Here is an 18,806-nt window from a genome sequence, read left to right on the forward strand (position 1 = left end):
CCGGCTCCGCACTACACCGCGCCGCGCCGTTCCGCCTGCCCCAGGTGCAGCCGCAGCAGCAGCCCGTGCAGCACCTCCCGCTCGTCCGCGTCCAGCGGCGCCAGCACCTCGTCCTGCACCACCCGCGCCTGCTCGTCGAGTTCCGCGAGCAGCACCCGCCCGGCCCCGGTGATCGTCACCGAGACCCGCCGCCGGTCCGCCGCGTCCCTGGCCCGTTCGACGTAGCCCGCGGCGGCAAGCTGGTCGGCGACCTTCGCCAGGTCACTCGGGTCGATGCCCAGGCGCCGGACCAGGTCGCGCTGGGCCTGCGGGCCGAAGTCGGAGAGGGCGGCGAGCACCGCCATGTCCCAGAGCCGCAGGTCGCGTTCGGCCAGCAACTCGGCGAGGCGGCCGCGCGAGGACTTGCCGATCCGGGAGAGCAGGTAGGTGCTGAGGTCGAGCAGGGTCGGCGGCAGGGCGTGGCCGGGCGGCACCGGCGGAAGATCGGAAACCATGGCGCCAGTCTAGGGTCTCTCCCTATAGTGGGTTCCGACCCACTACTTTGGCACCGGGCCGCAGCGGCCCATGCCTCCCTCAACGCATCCTCCGAGCCCAGGAGTTCACTCGTGGACGCGCTCTACCCCCGCCTGCTCGTCACCCGATTCGCCGAGTGCTTCGGCTTCTACCGCGCCGTCCTGCCCGCCCTCACCGGCGCCACCCTGGTCAAGGGCACGCCCGAGGGCCCGTACGCCAACTGGGACGTCGACGAGCAGGCCGTCCTGGTGCTCTACGACCGGGCCGCGATGGCCGCCGACCTCGGCACCGCCGACCTGCCCGCCCGGCCGACCGCCGCCGCCGCCCAGGACGCCGCGATGCTGGTCCTCCGGGTCGACGACGTGGACGCGGCACTCGACCTCTGCCTGCGCCACGGCGGCAGCCTCGTGGTCGGGGCCACCGACCGCCCGCAGTGGGGGCCGAACCTGCGCAGCGCCCATCTGCGGGACCCGGAGGGCCACCTGATCGAGCTGCAGTCCTACTGACCCCCGGCCGGAGCCGCCACCGGACCGTCCGCCCACAGCTCCGGCGCGCAGGCCGCCACCCGCTCGCCGATCCGCGCCCAGGCCGCCTCCGCGGCCATCGGCTCCAGCCTGCGCCCGTCCCGCAGCCGCAGCGCCACCTGCTCGTCCGCCGCCTCCTTCGCCCCGATCACCGCCTGGTACGGCACCAGCCGGGCCGCCCGGATCCGGGCGCCGAGGCTGCCCTGCTCCGGCCCCGCGATCTCGGCCCGCAGCCCGAGGTCCAGGCAGCGCTGCCGCTGCCGCTCGGCCTGCGCGAGTTGGGCCTCGGAGACCGGCACCAGCACCACCTGGACGGGCGCGAGCCAGGCCGGGAACGCCCCGCCGAAACGCTCGATCAGGTGGGCGACCACCCGCTCGACGCTGCCGATCACGCTGCGGTGCACCATCACCGGCCGGTGCTTGGCGCCGTCCGCGCCGATGTAGTGCAGGTTAAAGCGCTCCGGCTGGTGGAAGTCGATCTGCACGGTCGACAGGGTGGACTCCCGCCCGGCGGCGTCGGCGATCTGCACGTCGATCTTCGGCCCGTAGAACGCCGCCTCGCCCTCCGCCGCCTCGAACGGCACCCCGGAGCGCTCCAGCACCTCGGTCAGCAGCGCCACCGCCCGCTCCCAGAGCACCGGGTCGGCCACGTACTTGCCGCCCGCGCCGGGCAGCGAGAGCCGGTAGCGGACCGGCTCGATGCCGAGCGCGCGGTGCGCCGCGCGGATCAGCTCCAGCGCGGCGACGGCCTCGTCGGCGGCCTGTTCGGGGGTGCAGAACACGTGCGCGTCGTTCAGCTGGATCGCCCTGACCCTGGTCAGGCCGCCCAGGACGCCGGACAGCTCGGAGCGGTACATGCCGCCCAACTCGGCCATTCGCAGCGGCAGTTCACGGTAGCTGTGGGAGCGGGAGCGGAAGATCAGCGCATGGTGCGGGCAGAGGCTGGGCCGCAGCACCATCTCCTCCGCGCCGAGCCGCATGGGCGGGAACATGTCGTCCTGGTAGTGCTCCCAGTGGCCGGAGATCTCGTACAGTTCGCGTTTGCCGAGCACCGGTGAGTAGACGTGGCGGTAGCCGGCCCGGCGCTCGCGGTCACGGATGAACTCCTCCAGCGCGTGCCGGACGGCGGCGCCGCCGGGCAGCCAGTACGGCAGGCCGGCGCCCATCAGCGGGTCGGTGTCGAAGAGGTCGAGTTCCCGGCCGAGCCTGCGGTGGTCGTGCGGGTGCGCCTGCTCGTTCCGGTTCAGCTCGTCGTGGTGGTTCATGAGGGTGGTCTCCACTCGGATGGGCCGCCGGGCGAGTGGAGCCGGGAACGCCGAAGCCCCGGGGCACTCGCCCCGGGGCTTCGGACTTGGTCAGCAGTCAGCGCACCGGGACTCTCTCCGGCGTCGTCGTGGCGAGTGCAGCGCGCTTCATGCCGTCCACGGTAGCAGGCCGACCGGCCGCGCGGTGGTCCTTTTCTTCGGACGGCCGGTGGTTCAGTACAGAACGGAACACCCGCGCGCCGCGAGCGCGTCGAGCAGCCGGGCGGGCGGGCGGACGTCGTTCCAGCGCAGGTCCAGCTTCTCCAGCGCGGGCAGCGCGCCCGGTTCGGCCAGCCAGCCCGGCAGTTCGGTGATCCGGTTGGCCCGCAGGTCGACGCGGCGCAGCAGCGGCAGTCGGGCGAGCGCGGCCGGGAGCTCGGTGAGGGCGTTCTCCCGCAGTTCCAGCTCGCGCAGTTCGCCGAGCCCGGCCACCGTCTCCGGCAGCTCGGTCAACTGGTTGCCGCGCAGCCAGAGTTCGCGCAGCGCGCGGAGCCGTCCGATCGATTCGGGCAGGGCGGCGAGCCGGGCGCGCTGGGCGCGCAGCTCGACCAGGGCGGTCATCTCGCCGATGGCGTCCGGGAGTTCGGCGAGCGGGTTGTCCCCGACGTTGAGGTAGCGCAGCGCGGTGAGCCGCCCGAGCTCCGCCGGCAGGGCGGTCAGCGCGTTGTCGTGCAGATAGAGGAAGTCGCCGAGCCCGGTCAGGTCGCCGAGTTCGGCGGGCAGGGCGGCGAGCCGGTTGTGCCCCAGGTCGAGGGTGCGCAGTCGCCGCAACCGGCCGATGCCGGGCGGGAGTTCGGTGATGCCGGTGTCGGCGAGGATGAGCACGGTCAGCTCGGTGCGGTCCCACACCTCTGCGGGCACCTTCTCCAGCGGCTGCCGCCAGAGGTTGAGCACGGTGTCGCCGTCGCCGTTCATTCCTCCGCCTTTCGGGTGTCGGCCGCCCAGTCTACGGGCGGGCCGGCCCGGCCCGGCGCCGGTCGTCCACCCGGTCGTCCACCCGGTCGGCGGCACGGTCGGCGGCGGGGGTGGCGTTCGGCCGGCCGACGTTTGGCGTCCCGCCCGCCGGGGGCAGGACCACTGCCGTGCCCGACAACCCACCCGAGGAGAACCGCTCTTGACCCCCGTCGCGCTCCCGCACACCCTGATCGGCCACGGCCCGCACCACGTGCTCGTGGTGCACGGTTGGTTCGCCGACCGCGCCGCCTACGACCGGCTGCTGCCCGACCTCGACCTGGACGCCTTCAGCTACGCCTTCGTCGACCTGCGCGGCTACGGCGAGGCCCGCGACCTGCCCGGCCGCCACACCACCGCCGAGGCCGGCGCCGACCTGGTGGCGACGGCCGACGCGCTGGGCTGGGACCGCTTCTCGCTGATCGGGCACTCGATGGGCGGCTGCATCATCCAGCGCGCGCTCGCCGCCGCGCCCGAGCGCGTCCGCCGGCTGATCGGCATCGCGCCCGTCCCGGCCTCCGGCATCCCGTTCCCGCCCGAGCAGTGGGAGCTGTTCGCCTCCGCGGGCGACCTTCCGGAGAGCCGCAGCGCCATCATCGACTTCACCACCAGCGGCGTCCACCCGCGCGCCTGGGTGCGGCGGATGACCGAGCAGTCGGTGGAGCGCAGCGACGCCAAGGCCTTCCGCGCCTGGCTGGACTCCTGGGCACTGGAGGACTTCCACCAGGAGATCGCGGGCCGCACCCTGCCCGTCCGGGTGTTCACCTGCGAGCTGGACCAGGCGCTCACCCCGGAGCTGATCCAGCAGACCTGGCTGCGCCACTACCCGCGCGCCACCGAGGTCCACCTCCCCTCCACCGGGCACTACCCGATGGAGGAGACGCCGCTCCAACTCATCAGCGCCATCGAGGAGTTCCTCGGCGAGGACGGCCCGGAGGACTGACCGCCGCCCCGCCCACCGGGCCCGGTCGGCTCGTGGGAGCCGGCCGGGCCGGGGGCCGTCAGCCCGGGGCGCTCACCGTCCGCCGCAGAACACGTCCTCCAGCAGCTGCGCCTGCGCCCGGTACTGCGCGATCTGCTGCGGCCCGTCGCCGTGCGGGGTCGTCGACACCGCGAGCTCCCGGGTGCCCGAGGACCACAGCTGCGACTGGTACCCGGGCATCGAGCCGTCGTGCCCGTAGATCGGCCCGCAGGACAGCTGCACCCGGGCCAGCCCCAGCCCGTACGTCATCCGGCTCGGCGAGCCGTCCGCGGTGACCGGGATCGTGGTGGACATCTCCTTCATCAGCTCGGGCGACAGCAGCCGGCCGCCCAGCAGGGCCCGTTCGAAGCGGATCAGGTCGTCGGTGGTGGAGATCAGCTCGCCCGCGGCGTTGGCCCAGGTGACGCTCTGCACCGTCAGGTCGAAGTCGGTCCGCTGGTCCGGACCGGGGCCCTCGACCAGCGTCACGTAGCCGTGCGCGTGCGGGCCGCGGATGTCGGTCGCCGCGCCGGGGAGGTAGGTGCGGGTCATTCCCAGCGGGCGCAGGATCCGCGCCTCGATCTCGCGCGCGTAGCCGTGCCCGGTGACCTTCTCGACGACCATGCCGAGCAGCGCGTAGTTGACGTTCGAGTAGTGCCACGAGGTGCCGGGCGGGAAGTACGGCGCGTGCGCGACCGAGGCGGCCACCACCTGCGCCGGCGGGACGCTGTGCGAGGGCCCACCCTGCTCGTACCACGCGCGGGCCTCCGCCGCGGTCCTGAAGTTCGGGAAGACGCCCCCGTCCGGCTCGTTGGTCGGGTCCCACAGGCCCGAGCTGTGGTTCATCAGCTGACGGATCGTGATGTTCCCGCCGTTCGGGACCAGCCCCGGCAGGTACCGCTCGACCGGGTCGTCCAGGCCGATCCGGTGCTCGCCGACCAGCTGCAGCACGGTCGTCGCGGTGAACATCTTGGTGATGCTGCCGGCCCGGAACCGGCCGTCCGTCCGCACCGGCGCGCCGGTGGCGAGGTCCGCGACGCCCGAGCCGGCCCGCACCGTGCCGTGCTGGTCCGCGACGGCGCCGAACGAGGCGGCCGCGCCGGCCGCGGTCACCCGCTGCAGTGCGGCGCGCAACCGGGCCCCGACATCGGCGCGGTCGCCGCCCCGACCGTTCCCCTGCTCGTCACCCTGCTCGTTCCCTTGCGCGTTCCCTTGCGCGTTCCCCTGCTCGTCACCCCGGACATCGCCCGGTACGAGGCCCACCACGACGCCGGGGGCCGCCGCGCCCGGACCACCCGCGACCGGCGTCGCCGACGCGGAGGCGACCGGCGCGGCCATCGCCACGCAGATCGCCGCCACCAGTACGGACACCCGACGACGTGCCATCGCACACCCCCCACTCACCCGTGGCGGGCCGCGCCCGCCGCCTCCGCCCAGCCTCTCCGTTCCCCCTCCGGCCGGTCATCCGCTTCCCGTAGGAGGCAGTTCTCCGTCCGAGTACGGAGGATCGCCTACGCCGCGCGGAGGAGACGGGTGCCCCAAACCCCCCCTGACGGTCAGTTGGCGGCCGACCGGCGCACCGGGTGCTTGCTCATGATGGACACCCGGTTGAAGGCGTTGATGGCGATCGCGACCCAGACCGCCGCCGAGATCTCCTGGTCCGTCAGCACCGCCCGGGCGGCCGCGTACGCGGCCTCCTGCAGTGCGGCGTCGGCCGGCGTCGTGGTCGCCTCCGCGAGCCCGAGCACCGCCCGCTCCCGCTCGGTGAACACCTGGGTGTCCCGCCAGGCCGGCAGCACCCCGAGCCGCTGGGTGGTCTCGCCGGCCCGCAGCGCGGCCCTGGTGTGCACGTCGAGGCAGTAGGCACAGCCGTTGATCTGCGACACCCGCAGGTTGACCAGCTCCACCAGCCCCCGGTCCAGCCCGGCCTCGGCCGCGGCCGTCCGCGCCGCCTCGGCGGCGGCCGCCTGCGCCCGGTAGGCCTGCGGGGTCTGCTTGTCGATGAACACCCGCCGCTCCGCCGGGACCACCGTCACGTCACTCACCTGAGCTCCTTCCGCCCTGCTCGACCACTGCTCTTCTCGGCGATCATTTCACCATGCATAATAGTTGAAACTGAAACCACCAGGCAGGCGAAAGGTACGGCCCACCGTGAACCCCGTGAGCACCGTCGACATCCTCTCCCCCCGGGACGTCCCGCTCGGCGGCCCGCGCGCCATGACCGTCCGCCGCACCCTGCCGCACCGCTCCCGCCGCCTGATCGGCGCCTGGTGCTTCGTCGACCACTACGGCCCCGACGACGTGGCCCGCAGCGGCGGCATGGACGTCGCCCCGCACCCGCACACCGGCCTGCAGACCGTGAGCTGGCTGTTCAGCGGCGAGATCGAGCACCGCGACAGCCTCGGCGTCCACGCCCTCGTCCGCCCGGGCGAACTCAACCTCATGAGCGCCGGCCACGGCATCTGCCACTCCGAGGTCTCCACCCCCGCCACCACCGTCCTGCACGGCGTCCAGCTCTGGGTCGCCCTCCCCGAGGAACACCGCCGCACCGCCCGCGACTTCCACCACCACGCGCCCCGGCCCGTCCCGCTCGACGGCGGCGAGGCCCGCGTCTTCCTCGGCACCCTCGCCGGCGACACCTCCCCCGTCCCCACCTTCACCCCCCTCCTCGGCGCCGAGCTCACCCTCCGCCCGCACGCCACCGTCACCCTCACCGTCGACCCGGCCTTCGAACACGGCCTCCTCGTCGACCGCGGCCCGGTCCTCCTCGCCGACACCCCCCTCCGCCCCGGAGACCTCGGCCACCTCTCCCCCGGCCCCACCACCCTCACCCTCACCAACCCCACCCCCACCGAAGCCCGCGCCGTCCTCCTCGGCGGCACCCCCTTCGACGAACAGCTGGTCATGTGGTGGAACTTCGTCGGCGGCACCCACGCCGACATCGCCGAAGCCCGTGCCGCCTGGCAAGCCGCCTCCCCCCGCTTCGGCGAGGTCCACGGCTACCCGGGCGACCGCCTCCCCGCCCCGGAGCTCCCCGGCGTCCCCCTCAAGCCCCGCGGCCGCGTGCGCTGACCCGCACGTCGGCCCCGCCCCCGGCTACGGCACCCAACGCGGTGAGGTCGACCGCGTCGGCCATCGCCTGGTAGCCGGCGTCGTTCGGGTGCAGGTGGTCGCCGGAGTCGTACGCGGGGTCGAGCGCCGACGGGTTGCCGGGGTCGCGCGTCACCGAGTCGAAGTCGACGACGCCGTCGAACGCGCCGCTCGTCCGGATCCACCGGTTCACGGCCGTACGGATCTGCTCGCCGTAGGCCGTGTAGTACTTGGCGCCCTGGTAGGGCGGGATCGTTCCACCGGTGATCCGCACTCCTGCCGCGTGCGCCTGGTGGACGACGTTCAGCATGCCGCTCTCCAGGTCCTCCGCCGTCAGCGGTCCGGTGCCGCTGGAGCCGACGTTGTCGCCGATGTCGTTGATGCCTTCGAGCAGGATGACCTCCTTGACGTGCGGCCGGCCGAGGACGTCGTGGCGGAAGCGGCTGATCAGGGACTTGTTGTAGCCGTCGGCACCGGCATCCGTGAGGATCCGGTTGGAACCCGTCCCGGCGTTCACCACGCCGCGGGTGGTTCCGCCGCCGGTCGCGGCCATGCGGCGCGCGAGGTCGTCGGGCCAGCGGCGGTTGGCGCCCGGGGTGGAGCCGACCCCGTCCGTGAGGGAATCGCCGACGGCGACCAGGGTGCCGGTGGCCGTCCGCGAGACGACGTCGAGACCGGCCAGGACGAACCACTGCTGGCTGGTGGCCGGGTAATTGCCGGTGCCGTCGTCGGCGGCGTGGTCGCCCGCCGTGGAGATCCACGTGGTCTCGCGCGCCCGTTGGTGCCAAGTCTCGGCACCGGCAGGGATGTTGGGCAGGTAGACGCTGACGAGCAGGTCCTGGTCGGCGCACACGCCAGTCGGGACCGGATCGCTGAGGACCTCCCGCCCTGCGGGGATGGTGACGCCGGTGGCCCCGTGGAAGGTCACCGTGCGGTGGCTGCCGGGCACGGCCGTGCCCGCAACGCCGCCCTGCCGCGCCAGGTCGACGGCTCCGACGGTCAGCGGCGAGCTGCCGTAGAGGTTGCTCAGCCGCACCCGCGGCCGGGAGCCGGCCACCGAGGTATGGGCGATCATGCGGATGATCTGGTCGTGGAAGGTCGCCGTGGGTCTGGCCGCCGGCCATCAGGCCGTCGCCGAAGGCACCGACCCGGGTCGGCCGGGTGTGCCTGCGGCGCTGGTCCGCGCCGCTGTCGTGCCGCTGGGTGCACACACCGCCCGGGGAGCCGACCGGCATCGCGGCCGCGGCCGGCGACAGGGCGGGCGCACCCACGGCGAGCACTCCGGCCACGGCCAGGAGGGCGAGCCGCGAACTGACCTGACGTCGCATGGGAATCCTTTGCCTGTGGAGAGTCAGCGGCAGGGGGTTCGGCACCCACGAGCTCCACCACGTCAGCCGAGCGAGCCCCCCGACCGAACAGCTACTGGTCCGTATCCTGCCGCCCGGAGGCTGTCTCCACCAGCTCGACGCCCTTCAACAGCGCGGTACAGCAAGTGACTTGCGTCTCGCCGTGCTGCCTCGTACGCCTCCCTCGCGAGGGCCGGCGCCCGGCGGGCGACGTCGGCCCGTCGAAGGGGCCGGCCGCCGCGCTCAGGCGGCGCCGGCGGGGAAGAGCCGGCTCAGCAGGTGCTGGAGGGTGCGCCGGTCCTGCTCGCCCAGGTCGTCCAGCCCGCTGAGGGTGGCCAGCAGCTCGGCGCGGATCTCCTGGACGGTCCGCTCACCCTCCCCGGTCAGGGTCACGTTCTTGATCCGCCGGTCCGCGGGGTCGACCTCGCGGCGGACCAGGCCGTGCGCCTCCAGCCGATCGACGATGCCGGTGACGTTGGACGCGTCGCAGGCGAGGAGGTCGGCGAGGGTCCGCATGGGCATCGGGCGCCGGAGCAGGCTCAGCATCTTGCCCTGCATCAGCGTGAGGCCGCGCGCCGCCGCCACGGTGGCGAAGCTGCGGTAGTACCCGGCCGCGGCCTGGGCCAGCTGGTCCATCAGCTCGACGGATGTGGGCGGGGTGGGCGGGGTGATGCCGGTCATGGTTCGAGTGTAGGCAGGATTGGTTGACAACCTCAACCGTTGAGGCCTACCGTCGAAAGCATTACTTGAGGCCTTCAACCATCTAGGACCTCAACTCATCCGGGAGCACCACCATGACCGCCGCCCTCTTCGTCGTCACCGGCGCCACCCACTGGACCCTCGCAGACGGCACCGCCCACCCGACCGGCTACTGGGCCGAGGAACTCGCCGAGCCGCACCGCGTCTTCCGCGAGGCCGGCTACGAGATCACCATCGCCACACCCGGCGGCGTCGCGGCCACCGTCGACCGCGGCAGTCTCACCGCCGCGGCCAACGGCAGCCAGGAACGGGCCGACGCCGTCGCCGCGTACCTCGACTCCATCCGGTCCTCGCTCACCAGCCCCGCCCGGCTGGAGGACATCGACCCCGACGCCTACGACCTGGTCTTCTACCCCGGCGGCCACGGCCCCATGGAGGACCTCGCGGTCGACGAGACGTCCGGCCGGATCCTCACCCGCACCCTCGACTCGGGCCAGCCGCTCGGCGTGGTCTGCCACGCACCGGCCGCCCTGCTCGCCGCGCGCCGCGAGGACGGCAGCTGGCCGTTCGCCGGCTACCGGATGACCGCGTTCACCAACGCGGAGGAGACCATGGCCGGTCTGGCCGACCGCGCCGAGTGGCTGGTCCAGGACCGTCTGGTCGAGCTGGGCGCCGACTTCGCCGAGGCCGCCCCGTTCACCCCGCACACCGTCGTCGACCGCAACCTGTACACCGGGCAGAACCCGGCCTCCTCCGCGGCGCTGGCCCACCGCCTGGTCGAGGCCCTCGCCACCGACGCCGACGCCGACACCGACACCGACGCCGCCGCCGTCGTGACGCGGCTGCGCAGCACGTTCCGGTCCGGGCGCACCAAGCCGCTCGCCTGGCGCCTCGACCAGCTGCGGGCGCTGCGCTCGCTGCTCACCGAGCAGACGGAGACGCTCCTGGCCGCCCTGAACGCCGACCTGGGCAAGGGCGCCGCCGAGGCGTACCGCACCGAGGTGGCCTTCACCCTCAACGAGCTCGATCACACGGTGAAGCACCTGGAGGAGTGGCTGCGCCCGAAGCCGGCCACCGTCCCCGACGCCTTCCTCCCGGCCGAGGCCCGGGTGGTCCGCGACCCGCTCGGCGTGGTGCTGATCATCGCGCCGTGGAACTACCCGCTGCAGCTGGCACTCGCCCCGCTGGTGGGCGCTCTGGCGGCCGGCAACACCGCCGTGGTCAAGCCCAGCGAGCTGGCCCCGGCCACCTCGGCGGCCATCGCCCGCCTGCTCCCCCGCTACCTCGACCCGCAGGCCGTCGCCGTCGTCGAGGGTGCCGTGCCGGAGACCACCGCGCTGCTGGAGCAGCGCTTCGACCACATCTTCTACACCGGCAACGGCGCGGTCGGCCGCATCGTCATGGCGGCCGCCGCCGCACACCTCACCCCGGTCACCCTCGAACTCGGCGGCAAGAGCCCCGTCGTGGTCGAGCCCGGCGTCGACCTGGCCGTGACCGCGCAGCGGATCGCCCGCGGCAAGTTCCTCAACGCCGGCCAGACCTGCGTCGCCCCCGACTACGTCCTGGCCGTCGGCGACACCGCTGCCGCACTCGAGGCCGAACTGGCCGCCGCCGTCCACGCGGCCTACGGCGACGACCCGGCCGGTGACCCCGAGTACGGGCGGATCGTCAACGAGCGCCACTTCGACCGCCTCACCGCTCTGCTCACCGAGGGCCGCGTCGTCACCGGCGGTGGCCACGACCGCACCACCCGCTACCTCGCGCCCACGGTGCTCGCCGACGTCTCGCCCGCGGCTCCCGTGATGCGGGAGGAGATCTTCGGACCGATCCTGCCGATCATCACCGTGCCCGACCTCGACGCGGCGATCGCCTTCATCAACGAGCGCAACAAGCCGCTCGCGCTGTACGCCTTCACCGAGTCCGACCGCACCAAGCAGCGGCTCGCCGAGGAGACCTCCTCGGGTGCGCTCGTCTTCGGCCTGCCCGTGTCGCACCTGGCGGTCCCCGAGCTGCCGTTCGGCGGCGTCGGCGAGAGCGGCATGGGCCGCTACCACGGCGAGTACTCCATCGACACGTTCAGCCACGCCAAGGCCGTCCTCGACAAGCCGCTCGGCTAGCACGTTCCCCGCTGCCCGTGCCCCGCTGCCCGTCCCGGCCGACCGCCGGGGCGGGCAGCGGCGCCCCGGCGTCGCTGCCGACCGGCTCCCACGCCCCGGCGCAAGGCCGCCCGGGCGTCGGCTCCGGGCCGGACCGGCCGGTCGGGCGGAACCGGCGGTGATCCCGCCGTCGCCGAGCGCTCCCCCACCCCCCTTCTTGTGCAAGTGACAGTAACTGAAGTACCGTGCTGGACATGCCAGATGACGCGTGGTCACCACCTGCTGTCCTGCTGACGGTCGATCTCGTGATCCTGACCCTGCGGGAGAGCCGCCTGCACGTCCTCCTGGTGGAGCGGGGCGGAGATCCCTTCCGGGGGATGCTCGCGCTGCCCGGCGGATTCCTGAACCACGACGGTGAGGAGATCCTGGATGCCGCCCATCGCGAGCTGAGCGAGGAGACGGCCCTGGCCGCCGGCTGGGTGCACCTCGAACAGCTGGCCGTGTACGGGGGCACGGGCCGCGATCCGCGGGGCCGGGTCGTCTCCGTGGCCCACCTGGCGATCGCGCCGGGGCTGCCCGACCCGGTCGCGGGGACGGATGCCACCGATGCCGCGTGGGTTCCGGCGGAAGCCGTCCTGTCCGGCGACGTGGAACTCGCCTTCGACCATCGTCGGATCGCCACGGACGGGATCGAACTCGCGCGCACCAAGCTCGAATTCTCGGCGCTGGCCACGGCGTTCTGCGGGGAGGAGTTCACCATCGCGGAGCTGCAGCAGGTGTACGAGGCCGTCTGGGGCACCGAGCTCGACACCCGCAACTTCTACCGGAAGGTCCAGGCCGCGAAGGGATTCATCGTCCCCGCGGGCACCGATCGCCGGACCACGGGAGGACGGCCCGCACGGCTGTACCGGGCCGGTCCGGTGACGGTGCTGTTCCCACCGCTGATCCGGCCCGCACCAGCCGTGCCGGAGGAGCACACGAGAGGGGAAGAGGAATAGATGTCGAATGGCCCGGTGGTGATTCTCACCGCCCTCAATCTTGAGTACGAGGCCGTGCTCCAGCGGCTGGCCGGTCCGCAGCTGCACCGCCACGAGCGTGGTACGCGCTTCGAGGTGGGTACCGTGCGGGGCACCTCGTGCCGTGTCGCACTCGGTATGACCAGCAAGGGGAACCATTCCGCGGCGGTGATCGCCGAGCGCGCGATCCAGGAGTTCTCGCCGGTGGCCGTGCTGTTCGTCGGGGTCGCCGGTGCCCTGTGGGACACCACCAGGCTGGGCGACGTGGTGGTGGCGTCCCACGTGTACGCCTACCACGGCGGGACCAGCGAGGACGACGGGCTCAAGGCCCGCCCCCGGGTGTGGGAAGCACCGCACGCCATCAGCCAGCTCGCCTCCCACCTGGCCCGGGTGAACGACTGGGCGGACCCGATGCCCGGTCACGAGGAGGCACCGCAGGTGCGCTTCGGGGCGATCGCCGCCGGCGAGATCGTCCAGAACTCGCGGATCTCGGCCGAGGCGACGTGGATCCGGCAGCACTACAACGACGCGCTCGCGATCGAGATGGAGGCGGCCGGTGTGGCCCAGGCCGGCCATCTCAACGGGGCTCCGGTGGCCATCGTCCGGGGGATCAGCGACCGGGCGGACGGGACGAAGAACAGCGCGGACGACCGCAACTGGCAGCCGCGGGCCGCCGCGAACGCGGCGGCGTTCGCCACCCGGCTGGCGGTGGAACTGGTGGGAGAACAGGAGGAGACCGCCATGCCCCGGGACGACAGGGTCCGTTCGGCCGACGGGTTCGACCGCAGCGTCAGCAACACCGCCCATCACAGCACCGTCGGCATCATGGCCGGCTCGGTCACGGGCAGCAGCGTCCACCTGAACGCGGCCCCGAAGGCGGCCGGCCGGACCGACCTGATCGCTGAACTGAACGTTTTCCGCGAGCACTTGGGGCGCCACCGCACCGAGGGCGCCCTAGACGAGGACACCTACCGGGAGGCCCTGGGCGATCTGGACTCCGCCCTCCGGTCGGCCGGCGGGACCACCCCCGAATCCTCGAAGCGCACGGCCATGACGCTCAAGAGGCTGCGCGGACTGGTCGCGGACTGCCCCGCGCTGGTGGCCGAACTGGCCCCCCTGATCGCCGCGGCCGGTGACCAGGCATGAACCACGGCAGCGGTGCCGAGTTCTACGCGGCCGCCCACGACTCCACGGTCGGGATCCAGGCCGGGACCGTCCACAACTCCACCGTCTACTTCGTCCACCCGGACGCCTCGCCGCAGGAGAAGTACCGGGTGGGCGTGCAGCTCCTGGAGGACGGCGTCCCCAGCCGCGCCCGCGAAATGATCACCGACGCGATCGCCCACGGGTACGACGGCGCGGAGGTGCGCTTCCACTGGGTGCTCGCCATGCTCAGCGCACGCACCTACCACGACCTCGACACCGAGGAGGTCCGACGGCTGCACTACACCTCCGGGCTCGTCCGGGGCTACGCCGAGGACCAGTGGAAGGAAGCCCTGCGCGTCATCTTCGACCTGCTGGCGGTGCTCACCACCGCCGGCGGGGAGACCGGCCCCGTGCTGAAGCAGCTGCAGGACCTGCCGCGCCGCCAGCACGACGCGATCATCCGCCACCTCGACTTCGCACTCACCGGAGGGCTGAAGGACGACCTGTGGGCGGAGACCTGCGAACGGGCCAGGGCGGAGCGCTTCGGCAACGACCGGGAACGGCGGGTCTGGGCCTACTTCGCGCCCGTCCCCATCGGGGCGCGGGCCGTTCCGCCCCGCCCGAGCACCGCGGCCGCCGCCAAGGCGGCCCTGCCGCTCCGGGCGGCCCTGTTCGTCGTCAGCAGCGCGCTCCTCTGGGCCCTGGCCCTGATCGCGGATCCGGCCTGGGCCCTCGTCGAGTTACCGGTGGCGCTGGGCGCGGGTCTGACCGCGGCCCGCTCCGGCCTGCGGTGGTGGGGGCGGGAACCCCGGTCGGACGTCGGGGCCGAAACCCCGGACTCCGCCTCCCCCGAGGGCGGGTTCACCCACCAGGTCCGCCACACCTTCGACCACTACTTCAGCGTTCGCACGCCCTACGGGTTCACCGCGGACGCCTGGCTCGCCCACACCGCCGAGGTCCGCGCCCGCCTCGCCGCCGAGATCGCGGACCTCTACCGGGAGAGCAGGGTCGGCGTGGACCGGGTCACCTGGCTGATCCGGTACCTCGCCGAGGACACCCGGAACCGCCACCACCAGGGCACCCTGTTCGAGGACCAGCACCAGGACCGGGCTCCGGTCAGGACGAAGGCCCTGACCGTGGTGGCCCTGGCCGTGCTCGGCATCACGGCTCTGACCACGTGCGCAACGGCGGTCTCGGGTGCCGCCGCGCCCCGGCCGCTGTGGGCGTTCCTGGCCCTGCTCGGTGCGGCCTGGTCCGGGCACGCGGCCGCCTCCCGGTGGCTGGAGGTCCGGCGCGAGGAGCACCGGCTGGCCCGGGAGACCCGGAGGTACCACGAGCAGCTGGCCGCACGACAGATCGCCCACCAGCGCTGGCAGTCGCTCCTGGACGCCACGCGGCCCACCGAGCTGGAGATGGAGACCTGGCTCAGCTGCGACAAGACCTCGTTCATCGACGAAGCGCTCCGGCACCACCGGCTCACCTGGCGCGACCTGGTCACCCACACGATCCTGCTGGCCCCGGCCCCCCGCTGCAAACGAGGCCGGGTCAGGGGCGGCCCCTGGCGGTACTCGCACTACGTCTTCCGCCTGTTCCTGTTCACCCAGGACGGCATCCGCGAGATCGGCTCCGAGTTCGACTTCTCCACCGCGACGCGCAGGAACGAGCAGCGGAGCAACTACCGGTTCGACGCGCTGTCCTCCGTGCAGGTGACGGAGAACATCGACGTCGGCTACGACCTGGAGCTCTTCCTCACCAACGGGCCAGCCCGGAAGATCCGCGTCAAGGACGCCGACGCCCACCAGCTGGCGCCGGACGAGGACTCCCAGGAAATCTCGGAGATCAACCTCAGTGCGACCGGCTCCACCCACACCTTCCGCGTCCTGGAGGGGATAGCGGCGGACGGGAAGGGCTGGATCGAACGGCACGGCCCGGACAACCTGACGCCCTTCCAGATCGCCGGCTGATCCCGGACTCGAACATGGGGATGCCTGTGACTTCCACGGACGACGTCACCGAGAGCAAGATCCTGCTGGCCGAGTACGACTGCCTCAAGGAGGAACAGAAGACCCGCATCGGGTTCCGCGACAACCTGCTCTACTTCACGCTCGCCGCGGCCACCGCGGTCGTGGCGGTCGCCGTCCAGAGCGGGCAGTCCCGGCTGCTGCTCTCCGTCCCCGCGATCTGCCTGATCCTGGGCTGGACCTACCTGGTCAACGACGAGAAGATCTCGGCGATCGGCTGCTACGTCCGCGACCGGCTGGGACCGCGCCTGGGGGAACTCACCTCCGCCCGTGGCCCGGTGTTCGGCTGGGAGGTCTACCACCGCACCGTGGCGGGCCGCACCCTGCGCAAGCGGCTGCAGACCGCGGTGGACCTGTTCACGTTCCTGGTCCTGCCCATGGTCTGCACGGCCGCGTTCTGGTGCTCCCCCACCGTTCGGCCCCCGCTCGTGCTCGCCTCGCTCGCGCAGACGCTCGCCCTGGCCGTACTGGGCTGGCAGTTCCTGCGCCGTGCGGAGCCGTAGCACCGGCCCCGCCGGGGCCGACCGTCCTCGCCGCCTCGATGTCCGGACGTGTTCCACGCCGGTGCCCCGGATGACGACCTTTCTCGTCGCACGCGTTTTGGTCGCACATCTTGTGCGATGTCATGTCCGGGGCCACACTTCCGAGTTGCGAACACGCGCGCACATCTGCGTGAACGTCCTTCACCCCTCAACTGTCGGGCGACGCCCGACTGTCGAAAGGATGTTCAGTGTCACGCTCCCTCCTGCGGCGAGGACGGGCCGCCGCGCTCGCGGCCGTCCTGACCGCCCTGCCCGGGCTCTGGCTCGGCGCCTCCCCCGCCCACGCGGCCCCCGCCGCGCCGCCCGTCCAACCGGCCGCCACCGCCCAGCAGTCCGCCGACTCGGGCGCCGCCGTCCACCACGACACCTCCGCCCCACTGCGCGACCTCGCCGCCGCCTCGACGGTCGCGCCCGGCCCCAAGCACAAGGCCAAGGACCACGAGGAGCGGCTGCCCCACCCGCCGGCCGCGCACATCCCCGATCCGGTGGTGCAGGGCACGCCCGGGGGCCCGTCCGTCCCGGCCACCGGCACGAGCTTCGACGGCATCGGCTCGGCCACCTACTCGGTGACCGGCGTGCCGCCGGACCCGAACGCCGCGGTCGGCTCGACCCAGATCGTCGAGACCGTCAACACCGCCTACGCCGTCTACTCCAAGACGGGCGCCACCCTGCTCGCGCCGACCAACACCAGCACCCTGTGGTCCGGCTTCGGCGGTTACTGCCAGTCCACCAACGACGGTGACGCGGTGGTCCGTTGGGACACCATGGCGAACCGCTGGGTGGTCACCCAGTTCGCCAACGTCTCCTCCACCTCCGGCCCGTACTTCGAGTGCATGGCCGTCTCCACCTCGGCGGACGCCACCGGCACGTACAACCGGTACGCGTACCAGTTCGCCAACTTCCCGGACTACCCGAAGCTCTCGGTCTGGCCGGACGGCTACTACGTCACCTACAACATGTTCACCCCGGCCGGGTCGTTCCTGAACGCCCAGGTCTGCGCGATGAACCGGGCGAACATGCTGACCGGCGCCGCCGCCACCCAGCAGTGCTACACCACCTCCTCCTCGTACGGCGGGCTGCTCGCCTCCGACCTGGACGGCGCCACCGCCCCGCCCGCCGGCGAGCCGGCCACCCTGATGGGCCTCGGCACCACCAACACCTCACTGGCCTACTGGAAGTTCCACGTCGACTGGGCGACCCCGGCCAACTCCAGCTTCACCGGACCGACTTCGCTCACCGTCGCGTCCTACACCACCGCCTGCGGCAGCTCCGGCACCTGCATCCCGCAGGGCGGCACCACCCAGCAGCTCGACTCCCTCTCCGACCGGCTGATGTTCCGCCTCGCCTACCGCAACTACGGCGACCACGAGGCGCTGGTCGTCAACCACTCGGTGACCGCCGGGACTTCGGTCGGCGCCCGGTGGTACGAGTTCCGTCTCTCGGGCGGCAACCCGACCGTCTACCAGCAGGGCACCTACGCCCCGGACACGAGCTACCGCTGGATGGGCTCGATCGCCCAGGACAAGTCCGGCAACACCGCCCTCGGCTACTCCCAGTCCTCCTCCGGCACCCACCCGTCGATCCGCTACACCGGCCGCCTCGCCGCCGACCCGCTCGGCAGCATGACCCAGTCCGAGACCACCGCCCTCACCGGCGCCGGCTCCCAGACCGGCTACAGCCGCTGGGGCGACTACACCTCGATGGCGATCGACCCCGTCGACGACTGCACCTTCTGGTACACCGACGAGTACGAGCCCGCGAACGGCAGCTTCAACTGGGCCACCCGACTCTCCTCCTTCACCCTGCCCGGCTGCGGCGGCACGACGGCCAACGACTTCTCGCTCGCGCTCAACCCCGCCTCCGGCAGCGTCGCCGCCGGCTCCGCCACGACCAGCACCGTCTCCACCGCCACCACCGCGGGCACCGCCCAGACCGTCGACCTGACCGCCTCCGGCCTGCCCAGCGGCGCCACCGCCACCTTCAGCCCGGCCTCCGTCACCTCCGGCGCCGGCTCCACCCTGACCCTCACCACCACGGCCGCCACCCCGGCCGGCAGCTACCCGATCACGGTGACCGGCACCGGCGCCTCCGCCACCCACACCGCCTCCTACAGCCTGACCGTGACCGGCGCCACGGGCGGCGGCGGCATCACCAACGGCGGCTTCGAGACCGGCGCCCTCACCGGCTGGACGGCCACCGGCGCCGCCACCGGCGTCACCACCGCCACCCCGCACAGCGGCACGTACGCGGCCCTGCTCGGCTCGACCTCGCCCACCAACGGCGACTCCTCGATCGCGCAGACCTTCACCGCGCCGACCGGCACCAGCAGCCTGTCCTTCTGGTACAGCACGGCCTGCCCGGACACCGTCACCTACGACTGGGCCACCGCCACCCTGACCGACACCACCACCAACACCACGACCACCGTCCTCGCCAAGACCTGCGTCGCCAACTCCGGCTGGGTCCAGAAGACCGCGGCCGTCACGCCCGGCCACTCCTACACGCTCACCCTGACCAACCACGACGACAACTGGTCGGGCGACGCCACCTCCACCGAGTTCGACGACGTCACCCTGTCCTGACCCGCACGCACCGAC

General features: G+C 72.8%; 17 protein-coding genes and 1 pseudogene. 10 read left to right on the forward strand and 8 right to left on the reverse strand.

Annotation, left to right across the window (positions count from 1 at the left end):
- Positions 1-11: 11 nt before the first annotated feature.
- Complete coding sequence (locus ACPC54_RS29450) at positions 12-494, reverse strand: MarR family winged helix-turn-helix transcriptional regulator (protein WP_498969105.1); 483 nt, start codon at positions 492-494, stop codon at positions 12-14.
- Positions 495-605: 111 nt separating this feature from the next.
- On the opposite strand from ACPC54_RS29450, the gene ACPC54_RS29455 reads away from it, so the two are divergent.
- Positions 606-1,019: a VOC family protein gene (locus tag ACPC54_RS29455; RefSeq protein WP_498969106.1), complete on the forward strand. Its 414-nt coding sequence runs from the start codon at positions 606-608 to the stop codon at positions 1,017-1,019.
- Here the strand turns inward: ACPC54_RS29455 and thrS are convergent.
- From thrS to ACPC54_RS29470, 3 genes are all read right to left on the reverse strand, one after another.
- Positions 1,013-2,302: a threonine--tRNA ligase gene (thrS, locus tag ACPC54_RS29460; protein ID WP_498969107.1), complete on the reverse strand. Its 1,290-nt coding sequence runs from the start codon at positions 2,300-2,302 to the stop codon at positions 1,013-1,015. The genes ACPC54_RS29455 and thrS overlap by 7 nt on opposite strands.
- Before the next feature lie 213 nt (positions 2,303-2,515).
- Complete coding sequence (locus tag ACPC54_RS29465) at positions 2,516-3,256, reverse strand: leucine-rich repeat domain-containing protein (protein ID WP_498969110.1); 741 nt, start codon at positions 3,254-3,256, stop codon at positions 2,516-2,518.
- Positions 3,257-3,287: 31 nt separating this feature from the next.
- Positions 3,288-3,434 (reverse strand): hypothetical protein, encoded by a 147-nt coding sequence (locus ACPC54_RS29470; RefSeq protein WP_498969111.1) that lies wholly within the window; start codon positions 3,432-3,434, stop codon positions 3,288-3,290.
- Between the two features lie 21 nt (positions 3,435-3,455).
- Between ACPC54_RS29470 and ACPC54_RS29475 the strand changes: the two genes are divergently transcribed.
- Positions 3,456-4,235 carry an alpha/beta fold hydrolase gene (locus tag ACPC54_RS29475; protein WP_498969113.1) on the forward strand — a complete coding sequence of 260 codons (780 nt, stop codon included), beginning with the start codon at positions 3,456-3,458 and terminating at the stop codon, positions 4,233-4,235.
- 72 nt (positions 4,236-4,307) lie between these two features.
- On the opposite strand, the gene ACPC54_RS29480 is transcribed toward ACPC54_RS29475, so the two are convergent.
- Positions 4,308-5,639 carry a serine hydrolase domain-containing protein gene (locus tag ACPC54_RS29480; RefSeq protein WP_498969115.1) on the reverse strand — a complete coding sequence of 444 codons (1,332 nt, stop codon included), beginning with the start codon at positions 5,637-5,639 and terminating at the stop codon, positions 4,308-4,310.
- Positions 5,640-5,809: 170 nt separating this feature from the next.
- Positions 5,810-6,298 (reverse strand): carboxymuconolactone decarboxylase family protein, encoded by a 489-nt coding sequence (locus tag ACPC54_RS29485; RefSeq protein ID WP_498969117.1) that lies wholly within the window; start codon positions 6,296-6,298, stop codon positions 5,810-5,812.
- A 172-nt stretch (positions 6,299-6,470) separates the two neighbouring features.
- On the opposite strand from ACPC54_RS29485, the gene ACPC54_RS29490 reads away from it, so the two are divergent.
- Positions 6,471-7,325, forward strand: coding sequence for a pirin family protein (locus tag ACPC54_RS29490; RefSeq protein ID WP_498969198.1), 855 nt, complete (start codon positions 6,471-6,473; stop codon positions 7,323-7,325).
- On the opposite strand, the gene ACPC54_RS29495 is transcribed toward ACPC54_RS29490, so the two are convergent.
- Positions 7,300-8,418, reverse strand: coding sequence for an SGNH/GDSL hydrolase family protein (locus ACPC54_RS29495; RefSeq protein WP_498969118.1), 1,119 nt, complete (start codon positions 8,416-8,418; stop codon positions 7,300-7,302). The genes ACPC54_RS29490 and ACPC54_RS29495 overlap by 26 nt on opposite strands.
- Positions 8,419-8,932: 514 nt before the next feature.
- Positions 8,933-9,370, reverse strand: coding sequence for a MarR family winged helix-turn-helix transcriptional regulator (locus tag ACPC54_RS29500; protein ID WP_498969120.1), 438 nt, complete (start codon positions 9,368-9,370; stop codon positions 8,933-8,935).
- 113 nt (positions 9,371-9,483) lie between these two features.
- Between ACPC54_RS29500 and ACPC54_RS29505 the strand changes: the two are divergent.
- The 7 genes and pseudogenes from ACPC54_RS29505 to ACPC54_RS29535 all read left to right on the forward strand — a co-directional run.
- A pseudogene (locus ACPC54_RS29505) lies at positions 9,484-10,176 on the forward strand (type 1 glutamine amidotransferase domain-containing protein); the annotation flags it as partial.
- The gene (locus tag ACPC54_RS29510) at positions 10,162-11,505 is read left to right on the forward strand and encodes an aldehyde dehydrogenase family protein (protein WP_498969200.1); all 1,344 of its coding nucleotides are present in this window, start codon (positions 10,162-10,164) and stop codon (positions 11,503-11,505) included. The pseudogene ACPC54_RS29505 and the gene ACPC54_RS29510, both read left to right, overlap by 15 nt.
- 233 nt (positions 11,506-11,738) lie before the next feature.
- On the forward strand, positions 11,739-12,482 hold the full coding sequence (locus ACPC54_RS29515; protein ID WP_498969122.1) for an NUDIX hydrolase: 744 nt from the start codon (positions 11,739-11,741) through the stop codon (positions 12,480-12,482).
- Positions 12,483-13,646: a 5'-methylthioadenosine/S-adenosylhomocysteine nucleosidase family protein gene (locus ACPC54_RS29520; RefSeq protein ID WP_498969123.1), complete on the forward strand. Its 1,164-nt coding sequence runs from the start codon at positions 12,483-12,485 to the stop codon at positions 13,644-13,646.
- Positions 13,643-15,610, forward strand: coding sequence for a hypothetical protein (locus ACPC54_RS29525; RefSeq protein WP_498969124.1), 1,968 nt, complete (start codon positions 13,643-13,645; stop codon positions 15,608-15,610). Before ACPC54_RS29520 ends, ACPC54_RS29525 begins: the two co-directional genes overlap by 4 nt.
- A 20-nt stretch (positions 15,611-15,630) precedes the next feature.
- Entirely contained in the window at positions 15,631-16,170 is a 540-nt protein-coding gene (locus tag ACPC54_RS29530; RefSeq protein ID WP_498969125.1) for a hypothetical protein, read from the forward strand.
- Positions 16,171-16,397: 227 nt separating this feature from the next.
- The gene (locus ACPC54_RS29535; protein ID WP_498969127.1) at positions 16,398-18,791 is read left to right on the forward strand and encodes a hypothetical protein; all 2,394 of its coding nucleotides are present in this window, start codon (positions 16,398-16,400) and stop codon (positions 18,789-18,791) included.
- Positions 18,792-18,806 lie beyond the last annotated feature (15 nt).

The sequence above is a fragment of the Kitasatospora sp. NPDC094028 genome (genome assembly GCF_049543595.1).
Classification (GTDB): Bacteria; Actinomycetota; Actinomycetes; order Streptomycetales; family Streptomycetaceae; genus Kitasatospora.

Coding starts and splice junctions, on each gene's coding strand:
- ACPC54_RS29450 (WP_498969105.1), bottom strand. CDS start 494: ATGGTTTCCGATCTTCCGCCGGTGCCGCCCGGCCACGCCCTGCCGCCG.
- thrS (WP_498969107.1), bottom strand. CDS start 2,302: ATGAACCACCACGACGAGCTGAACCGGAACGAGCAGGCGCACCCGCAC.
- ACPC54_RS29465 (WP_498969110.1), bottom strand. CDS start 3,256: ATGAACGGCGACGGCGACACCGTGCTCAACCTCTGGCGGCAGCCGCTG.
- ACPC54_RS29480 (WP_498969115.1), bottom strand. CDS start 5,639: ATGGCACGTCGTCGGGTGTCCGTACTGGTGGCGGCGATCTGCGTGGCG.
- ACPC54_RS29490 (WP_498969198.1), top strand. CDS start 6,471: ATGACCGTCCGCCGCACCCTGCCGCACCGCTCCCGCCGCCTGATCGGC.
- ACPC54_RS29495 (WP_498969118.1), bottom strand. CDS start 8,418: ATGATCGCCCATACCTCGGTGGCCGGCTCCCGGCCGCGGGTGCGGCTG.
- ACPC54_RS29500 (WP_498969120.1), bottom strand. CDS start 9,370: ATGACCGGCATCACCCCGCCCACCCCGCCCACATCCGTCGAGCTGATG.
- ACPC54_RS29515 (WP_498969122.1), top strand. CDS start 11,739: ATGCCAGATGACGCGTGGTCACCACCTGCTGTCCTGCTGACGGTCGAT.
- ACPC54_RS29520 (WP_498969123.1), top strand. CDS start 12,483: ATGTCGAATGGCCCGGTGGTGATTCTCACCGCCCTCAATCTTGAGTAC.
- ACPC54_RS29525 (WP_498969124.1), top strand. CDS start 13,643: ATGAACCACGGCAGCGGTGCCGAGTTCTACGCGGCCGCCCACGACTCC.
- ACPC54_RS29530 (WP_498969125.1), top strand. CDS start 15,631: ATGCCTGTGACTTCCACGGACGACGTCACCGAGAGCAAGATCCTGCTG.